Annotated in this window: 28 protein-coding genes; 3 read left to right on the top strand and 25 right to left on the bottom strand. The window is 71.6% G+C overall.

Annotation, left to right across the window (positions count from 1 at the left end; translation table 11 throughout):
* Positions 1–40: 40 nt before the first annotated feature.
* From ACJ4V0_RS04120 to ACJ4V0_RS04190, 15 genes are all read right to left on the bottom strand, one after another.
* The gene (locus ACJ4V0_RS04120; RefSeq protein WP_448298286.1) at positions 41–496 is read right to left on the bottom strand and encodes a cytochrome c-type biogenesis protein; all 456 of its coding nucleotides are present in this window, start codon (positions 494–496) and stop codon (positions 41–43) included.
* 5 nt (positions 497–501) lie between these two features.
* Entirely contained in the window at positions 502–2490 is a 1989-nt protein-coding gene (locus tag ACJ4V0_RS04125; protein WP_448298287.1) for a heme lyase CcmF/NrfE family subunit, read from the bottom strand.
* On the bottom strand, positions 2490–3005 hold the full coding sequence (gene ccmE, locus ACJ4V0_RS04130) for a cytochrome c maturation protein CcmE (RefSeq protein ID WP_448298468.1): 516 nt from the start codon (positions 3003–3005) through the stop codon (positions 2490–2492). The genes ACJ4V0_RS04125 and ccmE overlap by 1 nt, the downstream gene beginning before the upstream one ends.
* 35 nt (positions 3006–3040) lie before the next feature.
* The gene (gene ccmI / locus ACJ4V0_RS04135; RefSeq protein ID WP_448298288.1) at positions 3041–4126 is read right to left on the bottom strand and encodes a c-type cytochrome biogenesis protein CcmI; all 1086 of its coding nucleotides are present in this window, start codon (positions 4124–4126) and stop codon (positions 3041–3043) included.
* 138 nt (positions 4127–4264) lie between these two features.
* Positions 4265–5725: a hypothetical protein gene (locus ACJ4V0_RS04140; protein ID WP_448298289.1), complete on the bottom strand. Its 1461-nt coding sequence runs from the start codon at positions 5723–5725 to the stop codon at positions 4265–4267.
* 47 nt (positions 5726–5772) lie between these two features.
* The gene (locus ACJ4V0_RS04145; protein ID WP_448298290.1) at positions 5773–6219 is read right to left on the bottom strand and encodes an RT0821/Lpp0805 family surface protein; all 447 of its coding nucleotides are present in this window, start codon (positions 6217–6219) and stop codon (positions 5773–5775) included.
* 98 nt (positions 6220–6317) lie between these two features.
* Complete coding sequence (locus tag ACJ4V0_RS04150) at positions 6318–7706, bottom strand: ATP-binding protein (RefSeq protein WP_448298291.1); 1389 nt, start codon at positions 7704–7706, stop codon at positions 6318–6320.
* A 1-nt stretch (position 7707) separates the two neighbouring features.
* Positions 7708–8388, bottom strand: coding sequence for a response regulator transcription factor (locus ACJ4V0_RS04155; protein WP_448298292.1), 681 nt, complete (start codon positions 8386–8388; stop codon positions 7708–7710).
* A gap of 29 nt (positions 8389–8417) precedes the next feature.
* Positions 8418–8726, bottom strand: coding sequence for a PepSY domain-containing protein (locus ACJ4V0_RS04160; RefSeq protein WP_448298293.1), 309 nt, complete (start codon positions 8724–8726; stop codon positions 8418–8420).
* 73 nt (positions 8727–8799) lie between these two features.
* On the bottom strand, positions 8800–9024 hold the full coding sequence (locus ACJ4V0_RS04165; RefSeq protein WP_448298294.1) for a hypothetical protein: 225 nt from the start codon (positions 9022–9024) through the stop codon (positions 8800–8802).
* 50 nt (positions 9025–9074) lie between these two features.
* A complete protein-coding gene (locus ACJ4V0_RS04170; RefSeq protein ID WP_448298295.1) occupies positions 9075–10322 on the bottom strand; it encodes a DUF2793 domain-containing protein in 1248 nt (415 codons plus the stop codon).
* A gap of 12 nt (positions 10323–10334) precedes the next feature.
* Positions 10335–14165, bottom strand: coding sequence for a baseplate multidomain protein megatron (locus ACJ4V0_RS04175; protein ID WP_448298296.1), 3831 nt, complete (start codon positions 14163–14165; stop codon positions 10335–10337).
* The gene (locus tag ACJ4V0_RS04180) at positions 14165–14608 is read right to left on the bottom strand and encodes a DUF6950 family protein (protein WP_448298297.1); all 444 of its coding nucleotides are present in this window, start codon (positions 14606–14608) and stop codon (positions 14165–14167) included. Before ACJ4V0_RS04180 ends, ACJ4V0_RS04175 begins: the two co-directional genes overlap by 1 nt.
* A gap of 61 nt (positions 14609–14669) precedes the next feature.
* Entirely contained in the window at positions 14670–15560 is an 891-nt protein-coding gene (locus ACJ4V0_RS04185; RefSeq protein ID WP_448298298.1) for a phage/gene transfer agent baseplate hub protein, read from the bottom strand.
* 3 nt (positions 15561–15563) lie between these two features.
* Complete coding sequence (locus ACJ4V0_RS04190; RefSeq protein WP_448298299.1) at positions 15564–16190, bottom strand: phage distal tail protein, Rcc01695 family; 627 nt, start codon at positions 16188–16190, stop codon at positions 15564–15566.
* An 84-nt stretch (positions 16191–16274) separates the two neighbouring features.
* Between ACJ4V0_RS04190 and ACJ4V0_RS04195 the strand changes: the two genes are divergently transcribed.
* Entirely contained in the window at positions 16275–16517 is a 243-nt protein-coding gene (locus tag ACJ4V0_RS04195; protein WP_448298300.1) for an HP1242/YdcH family protein, read from the top strand.
* Between the two features lie 16 nt (positions 16518–16533).
* Here ACJ4V0_RS04195 and ACJ4V0_RS04200 read toward each other — a convergent pair whose 3' ends face one another.
* From ACJ4V0_RS04200 to ACJ4V0_RS04235, 8 genes are all read right to left on the bottom strand, one after another.
* Positions 16534–17124 (bottom strand): phage tail tape measure protein, encoded by a 591-nt coding sequence (locus ACJ4V0_RS04200; RefSeq protein WP_448298301.1) that lies wholly within the window; start codon positions 17122–17124, stop codon positions 16534–16536.
* A gap of 285 nt (positions 17125–17409) precedes the next feature.
* Positions 17410–17571 carry a phage tail assembly chaperone gene (locus ACJ4V0_RS04205; protein WP_448298302.1) on the bottom strand — a complete coding sequence of 54 codons (162 nt, stop codon included), beginning with the start codon at positions 17569–17571 and terminating at the stop codon, positions 17410–17412.
* Positions 17571–17966, bottom strand: a complete 396-nt coding sequence (locus ACJ4V0_RS04210; RefSeq protein ID WP_448298303.1) for a gene transfer agent family protein — start codon at positions 17964–17966, stop codon at positions 17571–17573. The genes ACJ4V0_RS04205 and ACJ4V0_RS04210 overlap by 1 nt, the downstream gene beginning before the upstream one ends.
* Before the next feature lie 121 nt (positions 17967–18087).
* A complete protein-coding gene (locus ACJ4V0_RS04215) occupies positions 18088–18495 on the bottom strand; it encodes a phage major tail protein, TP901-1 family (protein WP_448298304.1) in 408 nt (135 codons plus the stop codon).
* A gap of 30 nt (positions 18496–18525) precedes the next feature.
* Positions 18526–18933 (bottom strand): DUF3168 domain-containing protein, encoded by a 408-nt coding sequence (gp17, locus tag ACJ4V0_RS04220; protein WP_448298305.1) that lies wholly within the window; start codon positions 18931–18933, stop codon positions 18526–18528.
* A complete protein-coding gene (locus ACJ4V0_RS04225) occupies positions 18933–19205 on the bottom strand; it encodes a hypothetical protein (RefSeq protein WP_448298306.1) in 273 nt (90 codons plus the stop codon). The genes gp17 and ACJ4V0_RS04225 overlap by 1 nt, the downstream gene beginning before the upstream one ends.
* The gene (locus ACJ4V0_RS04230; protein WP_448298307.1) at positions 19202–19522 is read right to left on the bottom strand and encodes a head-tail adaptor protein; all 321 of its coding nucleotides are present in this window, start codon (positions 19520–19522) and stop codon (positions 19202–19204) included. The genes ACJ4V0_RS04225 and ACJ4V0_RS04230 overlap by 4 nt, the downstream gene beginning before the upstream one ends.
* Positions 19519–20091 carry a head-tail connector protein gene (locus ACJ4V0_RS04235; protein WP_448298308.1) on the bottom strand — a complete coding sequence of 191 codons (573 nt, stop codon included), beginning with the start codon at positions 20089–20091 and terminating at the stop codon, positions 19519–19521. The genes ACJ4V0_RS04230 and ACJ4V0_RS04235 overlap by 4 nt, the downstream gene beginning before the upstream one ends.
* A gap of 136 nt (positions 20092–20227) precedes the next feature.
* Between ACJ4V0_RS04235 and ACJ4V0_RS04240 the strand changes: the two genes are divergently transcribed.
* Together ACJ4V0_RS04240 and ACJ4V0_RS04245 are read left to right on the top strand one after the other, a co-directional pair.
* The gene (locus tag ACJ4V0_RS04240; RefSeq protein ID WP_448298309.1) at positions 20228–20983 is read left to right on the top strand and encodes a S1 family peptidase; all 756 of its coding nucleotides are present in this window, start codon (positions 20228–20230) and stop codon (positions 20981–20983) included.
* Positions 20983–21837, top strand: coding sequence for a trypsin-like serine protease (locus tag ACJ4V0_RS04245; RefSeq protein ID WP_448298310.1), 855 nt, complete (start codon positions 20983–20985; stop codon positions 21835–21837). Before ACJ4V0_RS04240 ends, ACJ4V0_RS04245 begins: the two co-directional genes overlap by 1 nt.
* A 4-nt stretch (positions 21838–21841) precedes the next feature.
* Here ACJ4V0_RS04245 and ACJ4V0_RS04250 read toward each other — a convergent pair whose 3' ends face one another.
* Positions 21842–22156, bottom strand: a complete 315-nt coding sequence (locus ACJ4V0_RS04250; protein ID WP_448298311.1) for a DUF6968 family protein — start codon at positions 22154–22156, stop codon at positions 21842–21844.
* A gap of 450 nt (positions 22157–22606) precedes the next feature.
* Positions 22607–23860, bottom strand: a complete 1254-nt coding sequence (locus ACJ4V0_RS04255) for a phage major capsid protein (RefSeq protein WP_448298312.1) — start codon at positions 23858–23860, stop codon at positions 22607–22609.
* Positions 23861–23862: the final 2 nt, after the last annotated feature.

The raw sequence follows: 23862 nt of genomic DNA on the forward strand, positions 1-23862 counted from the left end.
CCCTGTCGGGGAAGTTACATCTCCGTAAGGTTGGGCCGCCTCAGGACTTCAGCACCGCCTCGAGCTTCGCCTTCTCCTCGTCGGTCAGCGGCGCCGGGCCGGCCACCGGAGACGACCGCCGCCGGCGGGCCCACAGCACGAGATAGGCCCCGCCGGCGAGCAGGAACAGCGCCGGCGCGCCCCAGAGCACCGCCGTATGCCAGCCGAAGCGCGGTCGCAGCAGGACGAACTCGCCATAGCGGGCGACGAGATAGTCCATCACCTGCCTGTCGCTGTCGCCGGCCTTCAGCCGCTCGCGCACCAGAAGGCGCAGGTCGCGGGCGAGCGGCGCGTCGGAATCGTCGATCGACTGGTTCTGGCAGACCATGCAGCGCAGGTCCTGCGACAGGTTGCGCGCCCGCTCCTCCAGCGCCGGATTGTCGAGCCGCTCGCCAGGCAGGACGGCGAAGGCGGGCGTCGCGGTCACGAGCGCAAGGACAAGGGCGAGCATCCGCATGGCGGTCACTCCGCCGGCTGGGCGGCGGCCGCGGCGCGGCGGGCCGAGGGTTTCGGCGCGCCGACGCGGAAGCGGCGGTCGGACAGCGACAGGAGCCCGCCGAACATCATCACCAGCGTGCCGATCCAGATCAGCAGGACCATCGGCTTGTAGAAGAAGCGCAGCGCGATGGAGCCGTCGGTGCCGGCATCGCCCGGCGAGACGTAGAGCTGCGAGACGCCGCGCGTCTTCAGCGCAGCCTCGGTGGTCGGCATGTTGCGCGCGGTATAGAGGCGCTTCGCCGGTTCGAGAACGCCGACGCTGACCCCACCCTCGCGCACCGAGAGGCGGGCGACGAGATCGCGGTAGTTCGGCCCCTGCACCGGGAATAGCCCGACCAACGTCATGTCGTAGCCGGCGACGGAGACGCTCTCGCCCGGCTTCATCTGGACAATGGTCTCCTGCTTGTAGGCGGTCTCTCCGACGATGCCGAGCAGCATGACCCCGACGCCGGCATGGGCGAAGGCCGTGCCCCAGGCGGAGCGCGGCAGGCCGCGGGCGCGGGCTAGGCTCGTCGCGGCCGGCGCCTTGAACAGTTGCACGCGCTCGGCGATGTCGATCAGCGAGCCGACGATGATGTAGGCGGCAAGGCCGACGAAGACCGGCGCGAGGATCGGGCCACCCGACTTCACCGCGAAGGTCACCGCCATGGCGACGAATCCCGCGGCGAAGGCCAGCGTCAGCCGCTGCGCCACGGCATAGAGGTCGCCGCGCTTCCAGGCGAGGAAGGGTCCGAAGACCATCGCCACCATCAGAGGCACCATGAGCGGGCCGAAGGTCCAGTTGAAGAAGGGCGGGCCGACCGAGATCTTGGCGCCGGTCAGCGTCTCCAGCGCCAGCGGATAGAGGGTGCCGACGAAGACCGCGGCGCAGGAGGCGGTGAGGAACAGATTGTTGAGCACCAGGGCGCCTTCGCGCGACACCGGCGCAAAGAGCCCACCCTGCTTCAGGGCCGGCGCGCGCCAGGCATAGAGCGCCAGCGAGCCGCCGATGAAGGCGACGAGGATGGCGAGGATGAAGACGCCGCGCTCGGGGTCGACCGCGAAGGCGTGGACGGAGGTCAGCACGCCCGACCGCACCAGGAAGGTGCCGAGCAGCGACAGCGAGAAGGTGAGGATGGCGAGCAGCACCGTCCAGACCTTCAGCGCCTCGCGCTTTTCCATGACGACGGCCGAGTGCAGCAGCGCCGTGCCGGCGAGCCAGGGCATCAGCGAGGCGTTCTCCACCGGGTCCCAGAACCACCAGCCGCCCCAGCCGAGCTCGTAATAGGCCCAGTAGGAGCCCATGGAGATGCCGGCGGTGAGGAATATCCAGGCGACCAGCGTCCAGGGCCTGACCCAGCGCGCCCAGGCGGCGTCGATCTTGCCGTCGATGAGGGCGGCCACCGCGAAGGCGAAGGACATGGAGAATCCGACATAGCCGAGATAGAGCAGCGGCGGATGGATCGCGAGGCCGACGTCCTGCAGCAGCGGATTGAGGTCGCGGCCCTCCATCGGCGCCGGGCTGATGCGGGTGAAGGGATTGGAGGTCTTCAGCACGAAGACCAGGAAGGCGACGGTGATCCAGCCCTGCACCGCCAGCACGTTGGCCTTCAGCGAGAGCGGCAGGTTGCCCCCGAACAGCGCCACCAGCGCCGAGAACAGCGTCAGGATCACCACCCAGAGCAGCATCGAGCCCTCGTGGTTCCCCCAGACGCCGGAGATCTTGTAGATCAGCGGCTTGGTGGAATGGCTGTTGAGGACGACGTTCTCGACCGAGAAGTCGGACACCAGATAGGCGTAGGTGAGCACCGCGAAGGAGAGGCCGACGAAGGCGAACTGGCCGATGGCGACGGGACCTGCAATGCCCATCAGCCCGGCGTCGCCCTTGCGCGAGCCCCAGATCGGCACGACCGACTGGACCAGCGCCAGCGCCAGGCCGAGGACGAGGGCGTAGTGACCGATCTCGGGCGACATCAGCGCGACCCCGCTGGCGTCGGCGCCGCGCCGGGGGCGGTTGCGGGACGCGGATTGGCGGCATTGGGGTTCGGCGCCGCCTCACCCGGTTTCCAGTGACCCTGCCGCTTCAGGCTGTCGGCCACCTCCTTCGGCATGTAGTTCTCGTCATGGCGGGCGAGAACGCTGTCGGCACGGAAGGAACGGTCGGGTCCCAGAACGCCCTCGGTGACGACCCCCTGCCCCTCGCGGAACAGGTCCGGCAGGACGCCGCGATAGGTCACCGGGATCGAATGGGTGCCGTCGGTCACGGTGAAGCTCACCTGCATGTTCTCGCCGCGCCGGACCGAACCGTTCTCCACCAGGCCGCCGAGGCGCATGCGCGAGCCGGGGGCGAGGTTCTTCTGGACGATATCGGTCGGCGACTGGAACAGCGTAATGGAGCCGGAGAGGGCGTAGAGCACGAGGCCGGCGGCGATGCCGAGAACGCCCAGCGCCAGGCCGATGAGCGTCAGGCGGCGCTGCTTGCGGGTCATGCCCTTGCGGACGAGGACGGGAGTGCCGGTCATGGTCATGAGCCACCGAGCCCCAGTTCGTTCAGCAGGCCGTCAAGCCGGGTGATCTTGTCGGATTCGGCGGCGAAACGCTGGCGCGCCGTGGCCGCAGCCTCGCGCGCCTTGGACGCCTCGCCCAGCACGGCATAGGAGCGCAGGAGGCGCAGCCAGCCCTCGAAGTCCGAGCCGTCGGCGGCGAGGCGCGCCGCGAGGCCGTCCACCATGGCGCGGATGTCAGGAGGGGCGGAAGTCGCGGCCGCCGCCGGGGCCGGGGGGCCGCCGAGGCGGGCGATCTCGGATTGCAGCAGGCCGATCCACGGCGCTCCCGCCGGAGCGCTTTCGACGAGCCTCGTCCACATCGCCCGCGCCTCCTCGGGCTTGCCGTCCTGTTCGGCGGCGATGCCCATGAAGTAGCCGGCCTTGGGATGGCCGGGGCCAAGGGCGAGCGCGCGCTCGAACCCGGCCTTCGCCTCCGCCGTGACGACGCCGCCGGCGGCGATCGTCTGCGCCTCGGCGAGGTCGGCCTCGCGGTCGGCGGTCGCCCCGAGGATGCGCAGGGCGTTGGCCCGCGCCCTGAGCGCGTCCGGAACCCGGCCGAGACGGAGATAGACCGGCGCGATCACCTCCCAGCCGCGTCCGTCCTCGGGATTGGCGGCGAGATGCGTCTCGATGCGTCCGACGAGGGAGGCGATGTCGGTTTGCGCGGGCGCTGCCCGCTGGCGCTCCGCCAGCGGCTGGCCGGGATAACCCGGCTGGCCGCGCAGGCCATAGGCGAGCGCGGCGATCACAGGAATGACGACGATGGCTGCGATGGCGACGATCCGACGGCGGCGCGTCGCGCCGGCCAGATCGGCCTCGTCGCGATGGTCGGCGGCGGCGATCAGGCGTCGCGACACCTCGATGCGCGCTGCCTCGGCCTCCGCCGCGCCGATGAGACCGGCCTCGGAGTCGCGGCCGATCTCGGCCAGTTGATCGCGATAGACGGCGACATCCACGCCGGTGGCAACGGCGCCGGCGGTCCGCGACAGGGGCAGCAGCACGGCCAGAACCGCCGCGCCGGTCATCGCCGCAATCGCAAGCCAGATGGTGAGGGAGCCGTCCATGAGCTTCGGGGGCGGGTGTGATCCGGGCGAGCGCCGGGGGGCACTCTCGATACCCGCCAGATAGACCACACGGGCACGCCCGACAACGTTCAGGTTGTCGCGCTCGTCAAGGTTTGATGTGGCGCAAGCCTTCGGCCCTCAGCGGGGCGCCTTGCCGCTGTTGATGGCGACATCGGCCGCCTTCTGCAGGAGCTGGGCGTAGCTCGCGCCGAAGATGCGGGCGGAGAAGCGCACCGCCGCCTCGATCTGGCTGATCTTCAGCGCCCGATCCGTGTCGGGGGAGCTGCGGATGTTCTCCATCAACTGGGTCAGGGTCGGATCCAGATAGCCCTGGATCTCGGCGAAGACGCGCTGGGTGATCTCGTTCAGCGCGATCTCGGAGGCGTAGGTGCGGCAATGGTTGAGGAGTTCGAGGCGATTCTCGACCTCGACGACCACCTCCTCGGTGATCGGGGCCATCGGCTGCTCGCTGCGCTGGCGCGGCCTGATCAGGCGGCGAACCTCGCCGGGAATGCCCTCGATCTGCGCCGACAGGAGCGTCGCGAGGTCGGCGCGCAGCTTGCCGATGCGCCGCGGCCAGGGGCCGTCGCTGGTCAGGCTCATGTCGGTGCGCAGCGCCCGGACGGAATCGTGGAATTCCTTGATGCCGGAGGCGGCCCTGTCGCCCCGGCCCTCTTTCAGCGCGCGCGAGACACGCTGGGTCGCCCGCTCGACGTCGCCGATGACGAGGTCGACCGCTGCGCGGTACGGGCTGGCCGCGATCTTGCTGGGCTCGTCGCTGTCGGCGGCCGATACCGCGAGCCGCACGAGCTGGGCGCGATGGACAAGGCGGCCCTGCATCAGCGCCAGCGCATAGGGCAGCAGCCCCGGCCGGCTCGCCGCCAGCGGATCGAGCATGGCGCGGGCATTGGCGAGGCCCTCGTCGGCGAGATTCTTGATCGACGGCGGCCCCTTGGCAATGGCGGCGGTGATTGCCGGAAGATCGGTCAGGATCGCGAGGACATCGACCATGTCGTCGCGCACCCGTTCGTCGCCGAGCCGCACGGTGAGGCGCTTGCGGTCCTGCTCGCTGGCGTTCGACTGCTCGATTGCGGCATGGGCGGCGGCGGTGAACGGCGGCAGGAAGGCGGCGATCAGCGCCAGCGCCCGGGCCTCATCCACCGCCTCCAGCGCCTGCCGGCAGGCCTTTTCGAGATCAGCCGCCTCCTTGGGCTTGAGATCGCGGCGAACGAAGGTCCAGATCGCCGGCAGCGAGGCGCGCATGATCCGGCCGCGCACCTTGGTTTCCAGGCGCTCGTCGATGAGGAAGGGTTCGAGCGGCCGGAACATCAGCCGAGGGACGACATCCTCCCGCTCGGGAAGGGGCTCGGCCGCGGCGCCGATGGCGGCCGGTACCGCCGGACCGCTTCCCTGGCGCAGGGCGGCCAGAATGAGATCGCCGCCGGGAACCTCCTCGCCGCGCGCCTTGGCGCGGGTGATCTCGGCCGACAGGAGTTGCTTGGCCGCCTCGGGCAGGGCAGCCAGATAGGCGCGCAGCCGCTCCAAGGGGGATGAAGCGGCGGCATTCTCCTGGCGGGTCGCGGTGGCAGCCTCGGTCATGAGGCGCAGACGTTAACCGGCGGGCGTTAAGAAGTGGTGGCCGCGCCTCAGCCGACCTGCGACCAGCTGCCGTCGGGGTTGCGACAGGCGGTGCCGACGGCGGTCTGCGGGCGGCCCCCGACATAGATCGTATGGGTGTATTCGCGGCAATACACCGCGCCGCGGTAGTAGGTGCGGCCCGGCTCGACATAGCCGTAGGCCTTCTCGCTCCGCCACTCGGAGCGGCGGCCCTCGACCCAGACGACGCGCTCGGCGGCATAGGCGCGCTCGCGGTCCTGCGCGTCGAGGTCGCGGCCGATGGCGTTGCCGATCAGGCCGCCGATGGCCGCGCCGGCGATGCCGGCTGCCAGGCGCTCGCCCGGTCCGCCGCCGAACTGCGACCCGATGAGGCCGCCGGCGACGGCGCCGATGGCGGTTCCGGACTGTTCGCGGGTCTCGCAACCGGCGACGGTGAGGCCGATGAGGGCGGTGGCGGCGACAAGGCGCAGGCGCATGGGATCGTTCCGTTCATGGAGCCCGGCCGCCGGGCCGGAGCGTGAATGACGGCGCCACTGTCCAGCCGAATGAGGCGAAAAGGCGGCGCCGCGCCCCCTCACACCGCCGGCAGGCGCAGGATTGCGCGCAGGCCGCCGCGCGGCGAGGCATCGAGCCTCAGGCCGCCGCCATAGAGCCCGGCCAGCTCGGAGACGATGGACAGGCCGAGGCCCGAGCCCGGCTTGGTCTCGTCGAGGCGGCGGCCGCGGTGGCCGACCGACTCGCGCTCGGCGGGGGTCAGGCCCGGGCCGTCGTCGTCGACGGCGATCGAGAAGAAGGCGCGGTCGGCCGAGGTCGGGCTCTGCTCGCGCCAGCCGGTGACGGCGACGCTGGCGGAGGCCCATTTGCAGGCATTGTCGACGAGATTGCCGACCATTTCCTCCAGATCGTTGCGCTCGCCGCGGAACCGAACCTCGGCCGGGACGTCGCAGGTCACCGAGAGCGACCGGTCGCGGTGGATCTTCTCCATGGTGCGGGCGAGCCCCGCCACCACCTCGTCCACCGGGACCGTCGTGGTCGCTACGCGGGCGCGCGCCGCCGCCCGCGCCCGGTCGAGGTGATGGCTGACCTGGTCGCGCATCACCCGCGCCTGCTCGACGACCTTGGCCGCGAGCGGATCGTCGCGGCCGGCGGCCTCGTTCTGGATCACCGAGAGCGGGGTCTTCAGGGCGTGGGCGAGATTGCCGACATGGGTGCGCGAGCGCTCGACGATCTCGCGGTTGCTGTCGATGAGGGCGTTGACCTCACGCGCCAGCGGGGCGATCTCGACCGGGAAGTCGCCCTCCAGGTGCTCCTGCTCTCCGGCGCGGATCGCGGTGAGGCCGCCGACCAGCCGCTGCAGCGGCTTGAGGCCGACGCGCACCTGCAAGAGGGCGGCGACGCCCATGCCCACCGCCAGCAACAGCAGCGCGCCGATCAGGGTGATGCTGAATTCGCGCACCGCCTGCGCGATGTCGTCGGCCGGGCCGGCCACGAGGATGGTGAAATTGCCGTCCTCGCCGAGTTCGATGGTGCGCTCGACCGCGCGCAGGCGCACCCCGTTCGGCGCATCGAGATAGCCCTCGCGCGAGCGGGTCGGGCCATCGGCGACCGCCTCGGGTCCAAGATTGGGCAGGCGACCGTCGAACAGGGAGCGCGAGGTGCGCACCTCGTTGCGGCCGGCGTCGGTGCGGACGATCTGCCAGTACCAGCCCGATTGGGGCAGTTCGAAAAGCGGTTCGCCGAGATTGGCGCCGACGACAATCTGCGAATCATCCACCGCGCCGGCGAGATCGGCGATCAGCAGCTTCACATAGACGCCGAGCCGCCGGTCGAAACCGCGCTCGATCGCCGCCCGGTTCACCGCGTTGAGCACAAGCCCGGTGAGCGTCAGCAGGACCACCGCGAAGGCCAGAGCCAGGACGAAGAGGCGCCGCGCCAGCGAGGGCGCGCGGGACGCGGCGGCCATGTCAGGGGCTCGCAGCGGGCTGCGTCGGCGGCTGGAGGATATAGCCGAGGCCCCTCACCGTCTGGATGACGTCGACGCCCAGCTTCTTGCGCAGGCGGCCGATGAAGACCTCGATCGTGTTGGAATCGCGGTCGAAATCCTGGTCGTAGATGTGCTCGACGAGTTCCGTCCGGGAGACGACCTTGCCCTGCTGGTGCATCAGATAGGCGAGCAGCCGGTATTCATGCGATGTCAGCTTGACCGGATTGCCGTCGACCGTCACCCGGCCGGCGCGGGCGTCGAGGCGGACGGGGCCGCAGTTGAACTCGTTGGTGGCCTGCCCCGCGACGCGGCGCAGCAGGGCGCGCAGGCGCGCCAGCACCTCCTCCATGTGGAAGGGCTTGGCGACATAGTCGTCGGCCCCGGCGTCGAAGCCCTGCACCTTGTCGGACCAGCGGTCGCGGGCGGTGAGGATCAGCACCGGCATGGTGCGGCCGGAGCGGCGCCACTGCTCAAGAACGGATATGCCGTCCATCTTCGGCAGGCCGATATCGAGCACGACGGCGTCATAGGGCTCGCTGTCGCCGAGGTAATAGCCCTCCTCGCCGTCGAAGGCCTTGTCGACGACATAGCCCGCGTCGGTCAGGGCGGTGGTGATCTGCCGGTTGAGATCCGGATCGTCCTCGACGACGAGCAGGCGCAAGGGAAGTCTCCTGAGAAAATCAGCCGCGGTCAGCGAACCTGGACGACCTGTCCGGTCTTCGCATCGATGCGCACCCGCATGACTTTGCCATGCCGGGCGACGACTGTCAGCAGGTAGACGAGCTGGGTGCCGGCCCGGCACAGCCGGGCATTGATGACCTCGCCGGGATGCTCCGCCCTGAGGCCGCGCTGCGCCTGCGACAGCGGCATCGCCTGTCCGCCGGCCACGGCGGCGCGCCTCTCGGTGGGCGAGAGGCACGAGACCTGCGCATGCGCCGTCCCGGCGGCGAGCACCAGGACGACGGCGGTGGCGGCTATGCGGGCGAGTGGCATGGTCAACCGGGGGCACCGGGTTTGAGAGAACCGGGAAGGCTAGCCCCCCGGCCTGAACCCCGGATGAATGACAGCCCGGTCACGGCACGAGCTTCCGCTTCGCCAGAACGCGGAAGACGATGGTGCCAGCGAAGCTGACGCCGGTCGCCGCCTGCAGCAGGGCCTCGGCGAGCGCGCCCTGGTCGATGAGATGCGTCTGCACGCCGAAGATCGAGGCCAGCAGGCAGCCCATGCCGACGAGGCTCGACCAGACGGTGCGGCTGGCGAGGACGGATTTGAGGCCGAGATCGGACAGGTCGTTCATGACAGGTCTCCTGGTTGGGGAAGGATGAAGGTGATGGACGGGCCGCGCCGTCAGGACACGACGGCGCGGTCGTGAACCCGCCGCCAGTCGGCGCCGTCGGACATGGCGAGGGTCCGCCCGCCCGCCTCGTCGACCACGTCGACCAGCGCGCCGGCATGATCGGCGGCGGCGGGAAGCGTCACCACCGTGAAGGATCCGGGCCGGACCGGACCGCCAGCCCTGATAGCGCCGGTCTGGGTGAGGTCGCCGTTGCGGTCGACGGTGGTCCTGACCGCGGTGACGCCGCTCGCGTCGGTGGTGAAGAGCTCCCAGCGCGAGGGCACGATCCCCGTCGACACGGCGCCGTCGACGACGGGGCGCAGCTGCGCGCAGACGCGATAGTCGGCGCCGTCATGGGCGAAGGCGTTCTGGCCGCCGACGACATCGCCGGCCTGAACGGCGGTGCGGGCCACCACAGAGCCGCGCGAGCGGCGGGTGACGAGATTGGGCGAGCCGCTGTCCTGGCAGCGCTCGAGGACCAGCGGCACCTGCCCGGTCCCGTCATGGACGATGTGCAGCGTTCCCGAAGGCGCCGCCGTGTTGATGCCCCAGAGGCTGCCGAGGGCGGCGAGTTCGGCCGCGCCCGCCCTGAGGCCGGCGGCCGGCACGGACAGGCGCCCGCTGGCGGGATCGACGGCGACGGCCTCGGTCCAGGCCGCGCCGTCCGCCGACACCTTGAGGCGGAACGTGTCGTCGCCGGCGAGGCCAAGTTCCGCCCGACCCGACCAGCCCGACTGGAAGACCAGGCTCGCCGTGTCGCCCGCCGTCTCCCGGTTGAGCGTCAGGCGCATGTCGCCGCTACCGCCTTCGGCCGCCGGCACGTGCGAGAACAGCGCCGCCCCTGACCGCACCGCGAGGCGGTTGGTGTCGTCGGCGGTGGCGTTGACGCCGAGATGGCCGAGGTTCTGCAGCCGCAAGGCGGTGGAGAGGTCGCGCCACTCCGCGCCGTCGTGGATCAGCAGCCGGTTCTCCGCCGCGTCCAGCGCCACGAAGCCGCGGCGCGCGGCGACGAAGACCCAGCCGCCCGACAGGAAGGCGGCCACCTCGCCGTCATGGCCGGACCAGTCGCCGGTCGCCCCCGCCGCGACGATGTGGCGGTCGCCGTCGTCGGGACCTGTCGGCGGTGCGGTGCGATCACTGTCGGCGACGGCGAGCTGCACCAGCGCGTCGAGCACCTGCAGCGCCTCGTTGTGGGTGACGTGCTTCTGCGCCTGCGCCGCCGCGATCAGCGGCAGGCCGAGGTGGGTGGTCGTGGACATGGCAATCTCGCGTCAGAGGGGAAGGACGGCATCGAGCGCATGGCCGGGGCCGGCGACCGCCGAGATCTGCTGGACGGTGAAGCGGACCGTCGGCTGGGGGCTACCGAAATCGGCGATCTCGTCGGCCTCCGCATAGAGATGGCCGGGCGCCGCGGTTTCGACGGTGCGGACAGCCGCGCCGCCCGTATCGCGGATGGTGAGGAGGTAGCGCTCGGCGGTCTCGCCGAGGCCGATCTCCGCCAGGTCCCAGCCGTCGCCGCCAAGCCTTGAGCGGCGGGTCCAGGCGAGGCGGATGCCCGCCGCCTCCCGCCGCGCCCGGGCGTGGACGGGGGCAAAGGGCATCAGCGCGGTGAGGCCGGCCGTCGCCTCCAGTTCCACCACCGCCGGGTCGGCGGCGAGCAGCGTCGACGAGCCCACCCGGTAGCGGAACGGTCGTCCGACGAGGTCGAGTCCCGTGCCGAGCGAGGCCAGCGGTCCGTCGAGCATCACCACCAGCGCCCCGGCCGCCACCGGTCCCGTCCTGTGCTCCGTGCCGCGCTGGCCGCGCAGCAGAGGCCGCAGGACATAGGTCCGGTCGGCGACGAGCAGCGCGTCGCGGAACTGCATCACCTCCCAGCCGCCATCGCCGTGCTGGATGGCGCAACCGTTGCCCCCGCCGAACACGGCGGCCTCCGGTAGCCCGGAGAGCGCGCCGGTGACGAGTTGCACCGTGACGCCCGCGCCGCGCTCCCACAGCCAGGGCCCGCCGCCGCCAAGCGGCGACAGCGTCCGGCCCATGATCGAAGGACGCACCAGGCTCGCCACCGGCTCGTCGCCGAGCCCCTCCCCGCCGCGCCAGACCGTATAGGGTCCGCGCCAGGGCTCGGCGGCGACGGCGCACCACGACAGCGGCACGGGCTCGGCCTCCGACAGCGGCGGCAGGTCGAGGATGGCGACAGCCGGGCGACCATCGCCGGCCGGCCCGTCATAGGCCCGGCGGACCGGCTTCGGCTTGCGGCCCCGCACCGCGGGCGCGAGGCTTTCGGCCTCGACGCGCCGCATCAGTGTGCCCTCGAGGGCGGTGATGCGCACCGCCATATCCCCCGCCGGCCCGGCGATGACGAGCGCATCGCCCGGCTCATAGCGCAGCGCCGACGGCGGCAGGGCAAAGGCCGCCGCATCGCGGCCCGACCAGAGCCGGTGCAGCAGCCCTTCGGCGCGCAGCGTCATTTCGCCGGGGTCGCCGGCCGCCGACAGGGAGAGCCCGGAGACCCTGGAACTGCCGCCGGCCAGCCGCCGCGTCGTCACCGCGCTGGCGCGGAAGTCCGCGTCCGTCTCCGTATAGGCGATCGAGAGTTCCGCCGGCAGGTCGTCGCGATCGCCGCGCGTCACGGACAGCGGGTAGCGGTCGTCCTCGTCGACGCAGCTGTCGACGGAGAGATTGCCCGCCGGCGGCGGGGGCCGTCCCGACAGGACGAGCCGGTCGGCCTGCTCGACGAGATCCACACCGAAGGCGCGGGCGATGCCCTCCAGCGCGTCCCGCGCGGTCATTGGCCGGTCGATGGAGAAGCCGTCGAGGACGCCCTCCACCGTCTCCGAGTCCACCGCCGTGATCCCGTGGTCCGCCAGCACGGCGCGCATGAGATCGCCGACCGGGGCTCCACCCAGACGGCCGTTCAACCAGTGGCCGGTGTCCCAGTTGGCGCCATCGGCCCAGACATCGGCGGCGCGCGGAAAGGCCGGCCAGGGCCGCGCATCGAAGGCCCAGAGCGCGATGCGCGCGGGGTCGATCATGCGGCCGCCATAGAGCGGCGAGACCGGGTTCGCCGCCTCGCCCGCGCCGAAGGCCGGGTCGAGCCGCCCCAGCACCGCCTCCAGCGCCCGGCGCTGGATCAGGTCGTCGCGGTCGCCATTGGAAAAGGGCGGCAGGCCGCTCTCGCTCGACTTCGGATCGGGAAAGACCGAGGGCCGGTTCGTGCCGCGGTCGACGGCGGGAAAACCGAGTTCGGTGAGCCAGACCGGCTTCGACATCGGCACCCAGGCGGTCGCCGCCGTCTCGACGCCGCCGACACGCGGCACATGCGGCTCGGACCACCAGGAGAGAATGTCCTTCTGCCGGTGGACCCAGGGTTTGCCGAGGCCGTCGGCGATCGGCGCGCGCGTGCCCACGGCCCGGTCGAGATCAGAGGCGTAGAACCAGTCGTATCCCTCGCCGGAGGCAAAGCCCTCCGCAAGCTGCGTCCGGTCATAGGGCGAGCCCGTCGTCTCGTCCCGGCGATCCGAGAGCGGCGCATACCAGTCGATGCCGACCGCGCCGATGTCGGCGCTCGCCCAGAGCGGATCGAGGGGAAAGTCGAGATCGGATCCCCGCGCCTGGCCGCCATATTCGGTCCAGTCGGCGGCATAGGTGAGGATGGTGTCGGGCAACAGCGCCCTCGCCTCACCGGCGAGATCGACCAGGCCATCGACGAAGGGATGGCCGGAGGCGCCACGCAGCCGCGTCAGCCCGACCATTTCCGAGCCGAGAAGGAAGGCATCCACCCCGCCGGCAGCCTTCGCCAGCGCCGCCATGTGCAGGACGAAGCGGCGATAGCGCCATTCGGCCGGGCCGGAAAAGGCGACCGCATCACCCGCCCAGGCGAAGTCGGCGGCGGCCGCCGTGCCGAGAAAGTCCGCGACCTCGGCCTCCGCGCCTGACGTGCCGTCGGGCGACCCCTCCCGGCCCGGCGCGGGGTCGCAGGTGATGCGTCCCCGCCAGGGATGAGCCGGCTGGCTCGCCGCGCCGGTGTGCGGGTCTGGCAGCGCATTGTCCGCCGACACGTCCATCATCACGAAGGGGATTAGCGTCACCTTCAGCCCGCGCTCCTTCAGGTCGCGGATGGCGCGGATGACGGTCGCGTCCGACGGCGAGCCGCCATAGGCGGGCTTGCCGTCCGCCTCGGAGACGAGGCGGGCGGTGGCGCGCGTCTCGCCGGCGCTCAGCCATTCGAGGCCCGCGACCTCCTTGTCGCGGCGCTCCACGGCCGGGCGGATGGTGCAATGGCCGGCGCGCAGGTCGTCGCCGAACCAGGCGACGACGAGCGAGACGCCCTCGAGGTTCGGGCAGAGCGACTGCGCCTCGTCCAGGGCGACGGTGAAGTCGGAGCCGTCGCGTGTCGTGTGGCGCGTCTCGGGGGCCGAGCGGCCGAAGCCGTGCTCGCGGGCGTGGATGCCGGGCTCGTAGCCGAACTCGGTCGCGCCGGGGATGACGACGAGCGCGCGCACCATCGGCTCCAGCGCGCCGATGGGGCGGATCACCTCGAAGGTGAGCTGCGGGATGCGGCTGCCGAAATCGTCGAGGGCGAGCTGCTCGAAGACGACATAGGCGAGGCCGCGATAGGCCGGTGTCTCGCCCGCGCCCTCCTTGGCGACGATCAGCGGGTCGGCCGGCTGATCCTCGGTACCGCGATGGACGCGAATCGTCTTGCCAGTCTGGTCGAGTTCCTTGCCGTCGGCCCAGATGCGCCCGATGCCGGCGATCGGCCCCTCGCAGAGCCCGACGGCGACATTCGCGGTGTAGCTGTAGGTGCGCTGGCGCGGCCCGCCCTTGCCGCCGCCGGAGGGATGTTCTGTCAGCTTCGTCGCCCAGATGACCTGACCGGCGACGCGCATGCGGCCATAGACCCGCGCGATCGGCGCGCCCTCGGTCGAGGACATGACGTCGAGATCCTTCAGCCGCGGCCCGTCCGGCGGGCGCGCACCGAACAGGGCCCGGTCGACGACGGCTCCGGCCAGCGCACCGACGAGGCGGCCGGCGACGGCACCTGCTGCTCCGAAGGTGCCGCCGAGCGCAGCGCCGGCCAGCGAAAGAACGAGAGCGGCCATCAGGCGGTCTCCGGGACGAGGTCTGGAAAGGCGAAGGCGAAGGCGATGCGCCGCCGCCACCACGGCGCGAAGGCGACCTCCGCAACGGCCGCGCCGTCATGGGCATGGATCAGCGTCGCCGGCCCGGTGAGGATGGCGCAGTGCTTGGCGGGCAGGCCGGCGCGCCAGCGGAACAGAACGACGTCGCCGGCCTGCGCTGCGGCGGGCGCAACCTCGACAAGGTGGGCGCGGGCGGCCTCCGCCAGGGTCTCGTGGCCGTGGGCCTCGGCCCAGTCGGGCGTATAGGGCGGCACGAAAACCGGCTCGGGACCGATCACCTCGCGCCAGACGCCGCGGACGAGGCCGAGGCAGTCGCAGCCGATGCCGCGCATCGAGGCCTGATGGCGATAGGGCGTGCCGAACCAGCCGCGCGCGGCGGCGACGATGGCGGAGCGCGTGGGCATGGGGCGGTGTTCCATGGGGTTGAGAGGGCCAGGCAACGCAAGAGGCCGGGGGCCGGGCGTCCTACCGCCCGACCACCGACCCGTCGTGCCCGCCCTCGCCCGGCAGCGGCACGGAGAGGATGCGGTCGATGCCCGGCATGTGTGGGAAGCCGCGGAAGTTCAGCGCATTGGCAAAGCGGTCGCGGCATGTGGCGAAGGCCTTGTCACAGCCGACGGTGACGCGGACCGCGTCGCCGGCCGTGAGCAGCACCGGCGCCGGCTGCCAGAGGACGAGCCTGACGCCGTCGGTGACCGGCGTCGCCGAGGCGATCTCCACGATAAAGCCCTGCGCCGCACCGGTCAGGATCTCGATCCGTCCGCCTGCCAGCGCATCGGCGGAGAGCGCGGAGAGCCCGGCGCAGACGATCGTTGCGGTGCCGCCCGCCGTCACCGTTCCATCCGCCCGGCGGTCGGCCGCATCGAGCGCGACGCCACAGCGGGCGTCGCCGAGATCGGCCGGGCAGCGCGGCGTGTAGAGCCGGCCGCGCTCCACGTCGAGGGCGGCGGCGAGCGAGCGCAGCTCCGCCCGAAAGGCCTTGCCCTCGCGGGTGATCGCCCCGAGGGTCATCACCCTGATGAGGACGGTAAGGTCCGGCTGCGACCAGTCGACCAGGTGGACCTCCACCCGCGCCCCGTCATAGCGGCCGGCGCGGATGTCGACCTCGGTGATCGCCTCGTCCACCAGCGCGCCGGCGACCTCCGCCGTGCCGGCGGCAAAGCCCAGCTTCTCGGCGGCGGCCGAGCCGTCGAAGCCGCTGGCCGCGCGGCAGGCGACACCATCGACGACGAGATCGCGGTCATGGTCGGTGAAGCCCAGCGCCACGCCATCGATGCGGCGGACGATCCAGCAGGTGGCGAGGCTCGTGCAGCCACTGTCGAGCCGGGCCTGCAGGGCGGGCGGAATGGCGCGCATCGGTCACACCCTGATCTCGACGAGGGGAATGGAGGGGATCTCGCCGGCGGCGAAGGAGGTGAGGTTCACGTCCAGCCGGTCGGTGTCGAAGCGCACCGGCACGTCGAAGAGGAAGCCGGCCGTCAGCGCCGCCCCATCGGGAGGCGGCGCGGCGAGGGTCACCAGCCCCGTCGTCGGATCGACGGAGAAGGCCGCCGTCTCCTCCCCATCCACCGCCACCCTCACAGAACCGGCGACCGGCTTGACGACGGGCCTGACATAGCCGGTCTCGCCTGCCCCATAGGTCTTCGCCAGGGCGAAGACGAGCCTCTCGCCGTCGCCCATGCCGATCGGCTGATCGACGGGCGACGGCGCCGCGCCGGGCTGGGCGGAGGCGTGATCCAGCCGGTCGCGGAAGCGGAAGCCGTGGAGGCGGCCGCGCCGCTCCTCGAAGAAGGCGACGACCGCCTGCAGGCCGGCGAGGCTTTTCACCCCGTAGCCGGCGTCGTAGCGGCGGCGCGAATGAGCCCAGCGGGCGTTGCGCTCCTCGGCGCCCGAGCCGAGCAGCACCACGTCGGTGCGCCGTTCAGGGCCGCCGGACGCCCCCAGGGCGATGTCGAGCGGAAAGGTCACCTCGTGAAAGGCGGGCATGGCATCCCTCGCTTGATCCTGGACAAGGCCGCCGGCCACGGGCGCGGCGATAGTGGCGGCGGTTCAGCCAAGGAGACCCATTCAGTGAGCCATACCCCCCACGAACTCGCCGCCGAATTCCCGGACAAGGCCGAGACCATTTCGAAACTGAAGCAGACCGACGCGCATTTCGCCCGGCTGGCCGAGCGCTATCACACGGTGAACCGCGAGATTCACCGCATCGACACGCAGGTGACGCCGGCCTCCGACGACACGGCGGAGGAGTTGAAGAAGGAACGCCTGCACCTGCTCGACCAGTTGGTCGTGCTCCTCACCAAGGCGGCCTGAGCCTTCCCGCAGTCCCTCACAGCCCGCGCCGGCCGCGCGCCACAGCGCGGGCCAGCAGGGCCGCCATCTCGGCCTCGGAGCGGCGGAAACTCGCCGCGTCCGGGGCCGTGACGTTCATGACGATGGCGGGTCGCAACCCCTGGCCTCCCGCCGCCACGCCGAGACGGCCGTCGGCGGTGCGCGTCAGCGGCATCACCGCCTCGGCGCCGCGCTCGCCCATCAGGCCGGTGCGCCCGCCGGGCATGGGAAAGTAGGTCGGCGCGGCGATCACGCCGCCCCGCGCCATGGGAACGAGGCCGGACAGCGGGCCGGCCTCCGCGGTGACGCCCGAGCCGAGGCCGCGAAAGCCCATCAGCAGATCCTGGAAGGAAGAGAACAGGCCGTCGGTGACGGGCCTGATCGCCGCGCGCAGCGCCATGGCCGAGAGCTGCTGGCCGAGGGTCTGCACGACGCTGCCGAGGTCCTGTCCCTTCACCACGGCATTGGCGAAGGCCCGGCTCATCGAGGTTCCGAAGCCGCGCGCCAGCCTGTCCGCCTCGCCGATCTCGCGGCGGAAGGCGGTGGTGTCGGCGGTGATCTCGACGGAAAGCGTGTCGATGGCGGTCATGGAAGCTCCTGAATGCGTGAACCTGCTTGTCGGGCTCCGGATCGGCGCCCTGCATCAGCCAAGTGCGTCCTTCGAGGCTCGGCTATCGCCTCGCACCTCAGGATGAGGAAGGCCGTGGATTGCACGTGCAGGAAGAGCGGAGCGGCCGAGCGTCGGTCGACGCCGGTGCAACTCACCCACCCGCCTCATCCTGAGGTGCGAGCCTCCGGCGATGCCTCAGCATCGACCGGTGGCGAGCCTCGAAGGACGCACTTGTTAGATGCAAGTCCCCTGCGAGGATGGGCCTCACCGATCCGGATAGGCGGCCATGAGCCGCTCCAGCATCGGGCGGTCCGCCGCGCCGCCCATCCGCCCGAAGGCCCCCTCGAGGGCGGCCGCGAGCTCGCGCGGCGTTGCCTGCCAGAAGGCATCCGGCGACCAGCCGAGCCGGCCGAGGGCAAGGCGCATCACGTCGTCCCACGGAAAGGGCTCGGGCTGGCGCCTGCCGGAGGCGCCGGACCGAAAGGGGCGGCGGCGGCCCCCTCCCCGGCCGAACCGGCCCCGAAGGTGACGGTCAGCAGGTCGGACACGATCCGGGCGTAGGACGCCGCTCCCCCTGCGGCAGTGAGCGCCGCCACCTCGCGGTCCGAGATGCTCTCCCCTGCCCCACGCAGCCCCGCGCCGATGACCGCGACGAGATCGCCGGCGGACAGACGCCCGGTGCCGAAGCGCTCGGCGAGGTCGACGAGGTCCTGCGCCTCGAAATGGGATTCAAGCTCGGCGAGGGCCCCGAGGGTCAGCACCAGGCGGCGCGTCGCGCCGCCGAGTTCAGCCTCGATCTCGCCGCGACGGGCATTGGGCATGGAAGCCTCCGCTGGTGACACGGTGATTCAGGTGGAAGGGTGTTTTGGCCGGTCCCGCAGGGAGTTGGTGCCGTTGGTGACGACCTCGTACCGCCCCCCTGAGAATTTCGATTCAAGCGCTTCATGCGGCGCTGAAGCCGAGCTGACCGGCGCTCTCCAGCGCCATGTCGTAGGTCACCTCGCCGTTGTGGTTGCCGGCAAACTCCAGCGCCGTCACCTGGAACGCCCCCTCCACCGTGCCGAAATCCGGCACGATCACCTGGAAGGTCCGGATCGCCCCGTCGAAGAAGACCTGGCGCATCAGCGCGTCGGAGGCCTCGTCACGGAAGATGCCAGAACCCGACACCGAGGCGCGCTTGACGCCGGTGCCGCCGAGCAGTTCGCGCCAGCGTCCGGCGCTCTCGGCATGGGTGACGTCGACGGTCTCGGCATTGAAGCGCAGCTGACGCGAGCGCAGGCCCGCGACGGTAACGAAACTCTCGCCGTCGGCGATCTTGACGAGCAGGTCCTTGCCTTTCTGGGCGGCCATGGGGATCTCCGGATCAGGGTCAGAACGGGGTCAGGCCGGCTCGGTCACGGCACGGAAACGCACCACACCGTGCCAGGTGCGGCCATCGTCCTCGCGGCGGATGTCGGCGGTGGCGAAGCGCAGGTTGACGACGCGCTGGCCGAGGGGGGTGAGCGGCACCGTCTCGAGGGCGGACATCACCTCCCCGGCCACCACATGGGCTTCCGACTGGCCGCCCTGGCGCGACCAGACGTGCAGGGTCAGGGCGTGCTCGTGGCCGGCGGAATCGCCCGTCGACCAGTCGGTGGTGCGGGCATCGCCGAGGGTCACATAGGGAAAGGCGGCGGTGCGCGGCGGCTCGTCATAGACTTTCGCGCCGCCGAGCGTGGCGACGAGCGGGGCATGGGCGTTGAGCACGTCGTGCAGCGACCGGCGCAGCGCCAGGCTGGCGAGGCTCATCACACGCCTCCCGCGCGCAGGCGGTCGGCAGCGGGACCGAGGCGCGGCGCGGCGGGTCGGTCGAGGGCTCCGAACTCGCGGGCGAAGGCGTCGGGCGCCTCATCGACCACCGCGACACCCCGGTCGCTGCGGACGAGGCGCAGCGGCGGCCCGCCATTGGCGGCCTCGAGCATGAAGCGGTCGGCGAGGCGCACCAGGAAGGGCGCGGTCCAGCCGGGCAGGCGGGCGTCGGCGGAGAGCCCGCCGAAGGCGACGGTGACGAGCGGTTTCACGGGGCGATCTCCTCGCAGGACAGGGTCATCAGGCGGCGCGCCGGCACGTCCGCGCTGATGGCGCGGATCTCGAAGAAGCGGGCGCCCTTGCGCAGGCGGTGCGCCGCGGTGAGGCCGGTGAAGGCGCGGATGGTGATGCGGTGGGTGAGGCGCTGGGCGAGACGGTCCTGGCTCATCGCCTCGGTGCCGCCCATCGGTTCGATCAGTCCCCAGATGAGGCCGACGGTCTCGAAGGCGCGGGTGACGCCGCCGGCGCCGTCCGGGGTCTCGTAGGGCGCCTCGACAAAGAGGCGGTGGCGGAAGGCGCCGGGGTTCATGTCAGCCTCCGTGCGACGAAGGGAGCGACAAGGTCGGCGACCATGCGCGGCATCACCGCCACCTCGTGGCCGACGGTCACCAGCGAGCGGTTGTCAAACCAGTAGGCGGCGAGCAGGCGGATGGCCTGGACCAGCGGCGGCGGAACCGCGGCGGGCGAGCCGAAGCCCGCCGTCACGTCGATGGCGATGCCCGCGAGCGGCACCGCCGGGGACGGCACGCTCCCCGGCTGCCAGGCGAGGCGAGGCGGCAGGGCCGCGCCGTCGAGGCGGAAGCGGTCGAGCGGCACGCTCACCGCGCCGTCGCCGGTCTCCACCGTCACGGCGTCGAGGCTGGCCACCGGGCCGAGCGGCAGGGTCAGGCGCCCGGCCGGTGGCCAGGCGTCGCGGCGGATGCGCCACCCTTGCGTGACGAAGGCGCGGCCGGTCAGCGCCTCGAGATGGGTGCGGGCGGCGGCGGCGACCGACTGGATCAGGCCGTCCTCCTCCGAGCCCTCGACCTTGAGAAAGGCCTTGAGATCGGCGAGGCCGAGTGGCTCCTCGGCGGGTGGCTGGGTCAGGATCAGGCTCATGGGATCTCGCTTCGGCTGGCCATGCGTGGCGACGTGCGGCGCCGAGGTTCATCGGCGCGGCGGGATGACCGGCCATCGTGTTGACACGGTGGGCCGGCACGGGGCCTTCTCAGGCCGACGATTTCGAGGTGGCGACGTGCATCAGTTCTTCCGGACGTTCTTCCGGGCCATGGCCGGGCTGGTTCTCATCGGCGCCGCCCCGGCCGGGGCGGTGATCGGCGGCGCTCCGGTGCCCGCCAGCGACCCCGTGGCGCCGCAGACGGTGATCATCACCGGCGGCCAGGGCTTCTGCACCGGCGCGGTGCTCGGCGAGCGGCTGGTGCTCACGGCGGCGCATTGCGTCGACGGCGCGGGCCGTCTCGGCATCCTCATCTTCGGACCCGGCCGCGTTCCGATCATCAACGAGATCGCCGACCGGCGGGTGCATCCGGCCTACCGCCGCGCCGACTGGCAGGCGCGGCGCACGGCGGTGGATCTCGCGGTCATCCGCACCACCTTGCCGATCGGCCACGGCACCCGCCCGGCAGCGCTGGCGAGCGGCGCCATTCCCCGGTCCGGCGCGGCCATCCGGCTGGTCGGCTTCGGCCCGGCGGCGGAAGGCGATGCGCGCAGCGCCGGGGTGCTGCGATCCGCCGCCTTGACGGTGACGGGCCGTCCTTCAACCTATCAGGTCAGGCTTACCGGCCCGGGTCCCCAGGCGCTCGGCGCCTGCACGGGCGATTCCGGCGGGCCCGTCTATGCATCCGAAGCGGGGCGTCCCGTCGTATCGGGTATCGTCAGCTGGACGACCGGTCGCGGGTCGGCCCGCTGCGGCGCCCTGACGGGAACGGTGCCCGTGGCTCCCCACCGGCGCTGGATCGAGGAAGCCGTTCGCGGCCTTGGAGGTTTGTGATGCGCATCGCGTCCCCCCGACGTTCCCTTCTGGCCGGCGTCGCCCTGGCGGCGGCCCTCTCGGCAAATCCCGCCCACGCCATCATCGGCGGTTCGGCGGTGGGCGCCGGCGACGCGCTGTCGCGGTCCTCCGTGCTCGTCGTCACCGGCGACGCCAACGGCTGCACCGGCACGCTGATCGGCCGCCGCAGCGTGCTGACCGCCGCCCATTGCGTCGCCGGAGCCCGGCTCGCCGTCGTCGCCTTCATCCGCCAGGGCCGCATCATCGCGCTGACCCCCGTCCTCGCCGCCGCCGGCCATCCCGGCGTGCGCAGCCCGACCGGCAGCACCGCGCCCATCGACGTCGCCGTGCTGACCATGCGCGACCTGCCGCCGTCCGGCTTCGGCCCGGCCCGCCTCGGCGGCCGCGATCCGGCGCCCGGCACGCGGGTGACGATCGCCGGCTTCGGCCGCCAGCAGCTCGACGACATGCGCAGCGCCGGTCAGCTCCGCCGCGTGACGCTTCCCGTGCTGCAGCGCTCGCCCTCGGGCTACACGGCCCTCGGCGACCTGCAGATGATGGCGCGCGGCTTCGGTCCCTCGGCCTGCCAGGGCGATTCCGGTGGGCCGGCACTGGCAGGGGGCAGCGTCGTCGGCGTCGTCAGCCTCGTCTCGGGTCCGCCCGAGACGCGCGGCTGCGGCTCGCTCACGGTCGCCATGCCGGTGGTCGCCATCGCGCCATGGATCCGCGGCGCGGTTGCCACCGGCGAGAGCCGCGCCCCCGGCAATCCGCGGGTCGCGACCCTGCCGCCGCCGCGCGCGCCCGAGCGGGCGGGCCTGCCGCCCTGGGCGCGCATCGACCGCGGCGGCAACTGAGGCGTCAGCCGCCGAATTCCTTGTCGTAGCCGACCAGCAGGTCGCGACCGCTCTTCGGCATGGGAAAGCCGTAACCGGGGCGATCGCCCCATGCGAGGAGTCCCTGCGTGTGATACGGGCTCATGTAGAGTTCAATGGCTATCCTCTGCATGGCCGCGTGAACTGCCTGCAGGGCATCTGCGCCCGCTGCCCGACTTCTTCTCATGCCGTCGGGCCAGCCGATCTCAAATTCGCATGACCAGGCGTTGTCGCTGGGCGTCGGCACATAGACGCTGACCGGTACTACTACCGGGCCGTCAGGAAGCTTGAGGCGAAGCATTCGCGTTCCGATGAGCATTACCGCCTCAATAGTTAATGGGTGGAATTGGTCGGCCTCGTTCGCAGGCCACCAAGCGCTCCATAGCTTGTGCATAGCATTGCGGAAGTCCGACCATCTTGCACTGGAAAATGTCTCGCTTGTACTGCTGGTCGCAGTATGCCTGAGAGTGGGGACGACCAGCCAACAGCGTTCCTAGCGAGCTCCCACTTCCACCACCACCGCCGCTCCATTGGCCACCGCCGGGATTGCCGGCTGGTACCCGGGGCTGATCTGGATCATAGCGCCGCGAAAGACGAGCGTCGGACAGGCACCTCTTGAACTCCCGGATGATTTGGCCTGCTTTCGCAATCTCAGTCAGGAATTGTCTTTGTGTCATAGCAGCAGCCCTTCAGAACGAAGGCCCTGCCGACACGGCAGGGCCTCAATGGCTTCACTCCGGCCGATGCCGGATCACGCCGCGACCTTCAGGAGCTTGATGGCGTCGTAGTCCGCCACGCCGCCGCCGACGCGCTTGGTCGTGTAGAAGAGCACGTAGGGCTTGGCGGAATAGGGATCGCGCAGGATGCGCAGGCCGAGCCGGTCGACGACGAGATAGCCGCGGCGGAAGTCGCCGAAGGCGATGGGCGTGGTGCCGGCGCCGATGTCCGGCATGTCCTCAGCCTCGGTGACCGGGAAGGTGAAGAGCCCGGCCGTCCCGCCAGCCTGCGCCGGCGGCGACCAGACATAGGCGCCCGAGGCATCCTTCATCTTGCGCACCACGGCCTGGGTCCTGCGGTTCATGACGAAGCGGCCGTTCTGGCGGAAGCCGGCCTTCAGCGCGTAGATCAGGTCGAAGAGCACGTCGGCCGGATCGTCCTCGGGGAAGGCGCTCGCCGCGCCGGTGACGGTGAAGCCGATCTTGCCCCATTCCCAGGCGCTGTTGGCGACGAGGGTCTGGGTGAGGAAGCCGGTCGGCTTGTTGACGCCGTCGCCGGCGACGAAGGCGGCGCCCTCCTGCTCGGCGAAGACGGTCTCGACCTCGCCGGCGATCCAGCTCTCGAGGTCCACTGCCGCATCGTCGATGAGCGTCTGGGTCGCTGCCGGCATGGCGTAGAGTTCCATGGCCGGGAAGACCTGCTCGGCGAGCACCGGGCTGTCCGTCTGGGCGCGTGCCGCCGTCTCGCCGACCCAGCCGGTGGCCGGGCCGGTCTTCGCGAAGGGCCGCTTGAAGGTCGCGCCCGACACCTGCCGGATGCCGGCGATGGCGCGGATCGGCGACAGCGCGGCGAGGCGCTGCGTCACCGTCGTCTCGATCTCCGGCGGGGCGAGATAGCCGCCGTCCGGGCCGGAGCCGACCGACATGGCGCGCGTCTCGAGGCTGCGCAGGCCGGAGGTCTCGCCGGAGCGGATATAGGCCTCGAAGGCGGCCTTGTGCTCGCTGGCGCCGGTCCTCGCGTCACGGCGCTCGGGGGCCAGCCCCGGCCGGCGCGCCTCCAGCGCCAGGCGGTCGAGGCGGGCGAGCCTGTCGTCCAGCGCCCGGTCGATGCGGGCGAGCTTCTCCTCGGTGACGACGTCGCCGGCACGCCGCTCGATCTCGGCGAGGCGGGCGTCGTTCGCCTCCTTGAAGGCCTCGAAGATGCGCATGACCTCGCTATGGGTCACCTGCGCCTCGTGGGGGAGCAGCGTCTTGGTCTCGGGGGAGGCGTCGGTGTGGATCTCGGGCATGG

Source organism: Phreatobacter aquiterrae (genome assembly GCF_053471285.1).

Coding starts and splice junctions, on each gene's coding strand:
- ACJ4V0_RS04120 (WP_448298286.1), bottom strand. CDS start 496: ATGCGGATGCTCGCCCTTGTCCTTGCGCTCGTGACCGCGACGCCCGCC.
- ACJ4V0_RS04125 (WP_448298287.1), bottom strand. CDS start 2,490: ATGTCGCCCGAGATCGGTCACTACGCCCTCGTCCTCGGCCTGGCGCTG.
- ccmE (WP_448298468.1), bottom strand. CDS start 3,005: ATGACCCGCAAGCAGCGCCGCCTGACGCTCATCGGCCTGGCGCTGGGC.
- ccmI (WP_448298288.1), bottom strand. CDS start 4,126: ATGGACGGCTCCCTCACCATCTGGCTTGCGATTGCGGCGATGACCGGC.
- ACJ4V0_RS04140 (WP_448298289.1), bottom strand. CDS start 5,725: ATGACCGAGGCTGCCACCGCGACCCGCCAGGAGAATGCCGCCGCTTCA.
- ACJ4V0_RS04145 (WP_448298290.1), bottom strand. CDS start 6,219: ATGCGCCTGCGCCTTGTCGCCGCCACCGCCCTCATCGGCCTCACCGTC.
- ACJ4V0_RS04150 (WP_448298291.1), bottom strand. CDS start 7,706: ATGGCCGCCGCGTCCCGCGCGCCCTCGCTGGCGCGGCGCCTCTTCGTC.
- ACJ4V0_RS04165 (WP_448298294.1), bottom strand. CDS start 9,024: ATGAACGACCTGTCCGATCTCGGCCTCAAATCCGTCCTCGCCAGCCGC.
- ACJ4V0_RS04170 (WP_448298295.1), bottom strand. CDS start 10,322: ATGTCCACGACCACCCACCTCGGCCTGCCGCTGATCGCGGCGGCGCAG.
- ACJ4V0_RS04175 (WP_448298296.1), bottom strand. CDS start 14,165: ATGGCCGCTCTCGTTCTTTCGCTGGCCGGCGCTGCGCTCGGCGGCACC.
- ACJ4V0_RS04180 (WP_448298297.1), bottom strand. CDS start 14,608: ATGCCCACGCGCTCCGCCATCGTCGCCGCCGCGCGCGGCTGGTTCGGC.
- ACJ4V0_RS04185 (WP_448298298.1), bottom strand. CDS start 15,560: ATGCGCGCCATTCCGCCCGCCCTGCAGGCCCGGCTCGACAGTGGCTGC.
- ACJ4V0_RS04190 (WP_448298299.1), bottom strand. CDS start 16,190: ATGCCCGCCTTTCACGAGGTGACCTTTCCGCTCGACATCGCCCTGGGG.
- ACJ4V0_RS04200 (WP_448298301.1), bottom strand. CDS start 17,124: ATGACCGCCATCGACACGCTTTCCGTCGAGATCACCGCCGACACCACC.
- ACJ4V0_RS04205 (WP_448298302.1), bottom strand. CDS start 17,571: ATGCGCCTTGCCCTCGGCCGGCTCGGCTGGTCGCCGGATGCCTTCTGG.
- ACJ4V0_RS04210 (WP_448298303.1), bottom strand. CDS start 17,966: ATGCCCAATGCCCGTCGCGGCGAGATCGAGGCTGAACTCGGCGGCGCG.
- ACJ4V0_RS04215 (WP_448298304.1), bottom strand. CDS start 18,495: ATGGCCGCCCAGAAAGGCAAGGACCTGCTCGTCAAGATCGCCGACGGC.
- gp17 (WP_448298305.1), bottom strand. CDS start 18,933: ATGAGCCTCGCCAGCCTGGCGCTGCGCCGGTCGCTGCACGACGTGCTC.
- ACJ4V0_RS04230 (WP_448298307.1), bottom strand. CDS start 19,522: ATGAACCCCGGCGCCTTCCGCCACCGCCTCTTTGTCGAGGCGCCCTAC.
- ACJ4V0_RS04235 (WP_448298308.1), bottom strand. CDS start 20,091: ATGAGCCTGATCCTGACCCAGCCACCCGCCGAGGAGCCACTCGGCCTC.
- ACJ4V0_RS04245 (WP_448298310.1), top strand. CDS start 20,983: ATGCGCATCGCGTCCCCCCGACGTTCCCTTCTGGCCGGCGTCGCCCTG.
- ACJ4V0_RS04250 (WP_448298311.1), bottom strand. CDS start 22,156: ATGCTTCGCCTCAAGCTTCCTGACGGCCCGGTAGTAGTACCGGTCAGC.
- ACJ4V0_RS04255 (WP_448298312.1), bottom strand. CDS start 23,860: ATGCCCGAGATCCACACCGACGCCTCCCCCGAGACCAAGACGCTGCTC.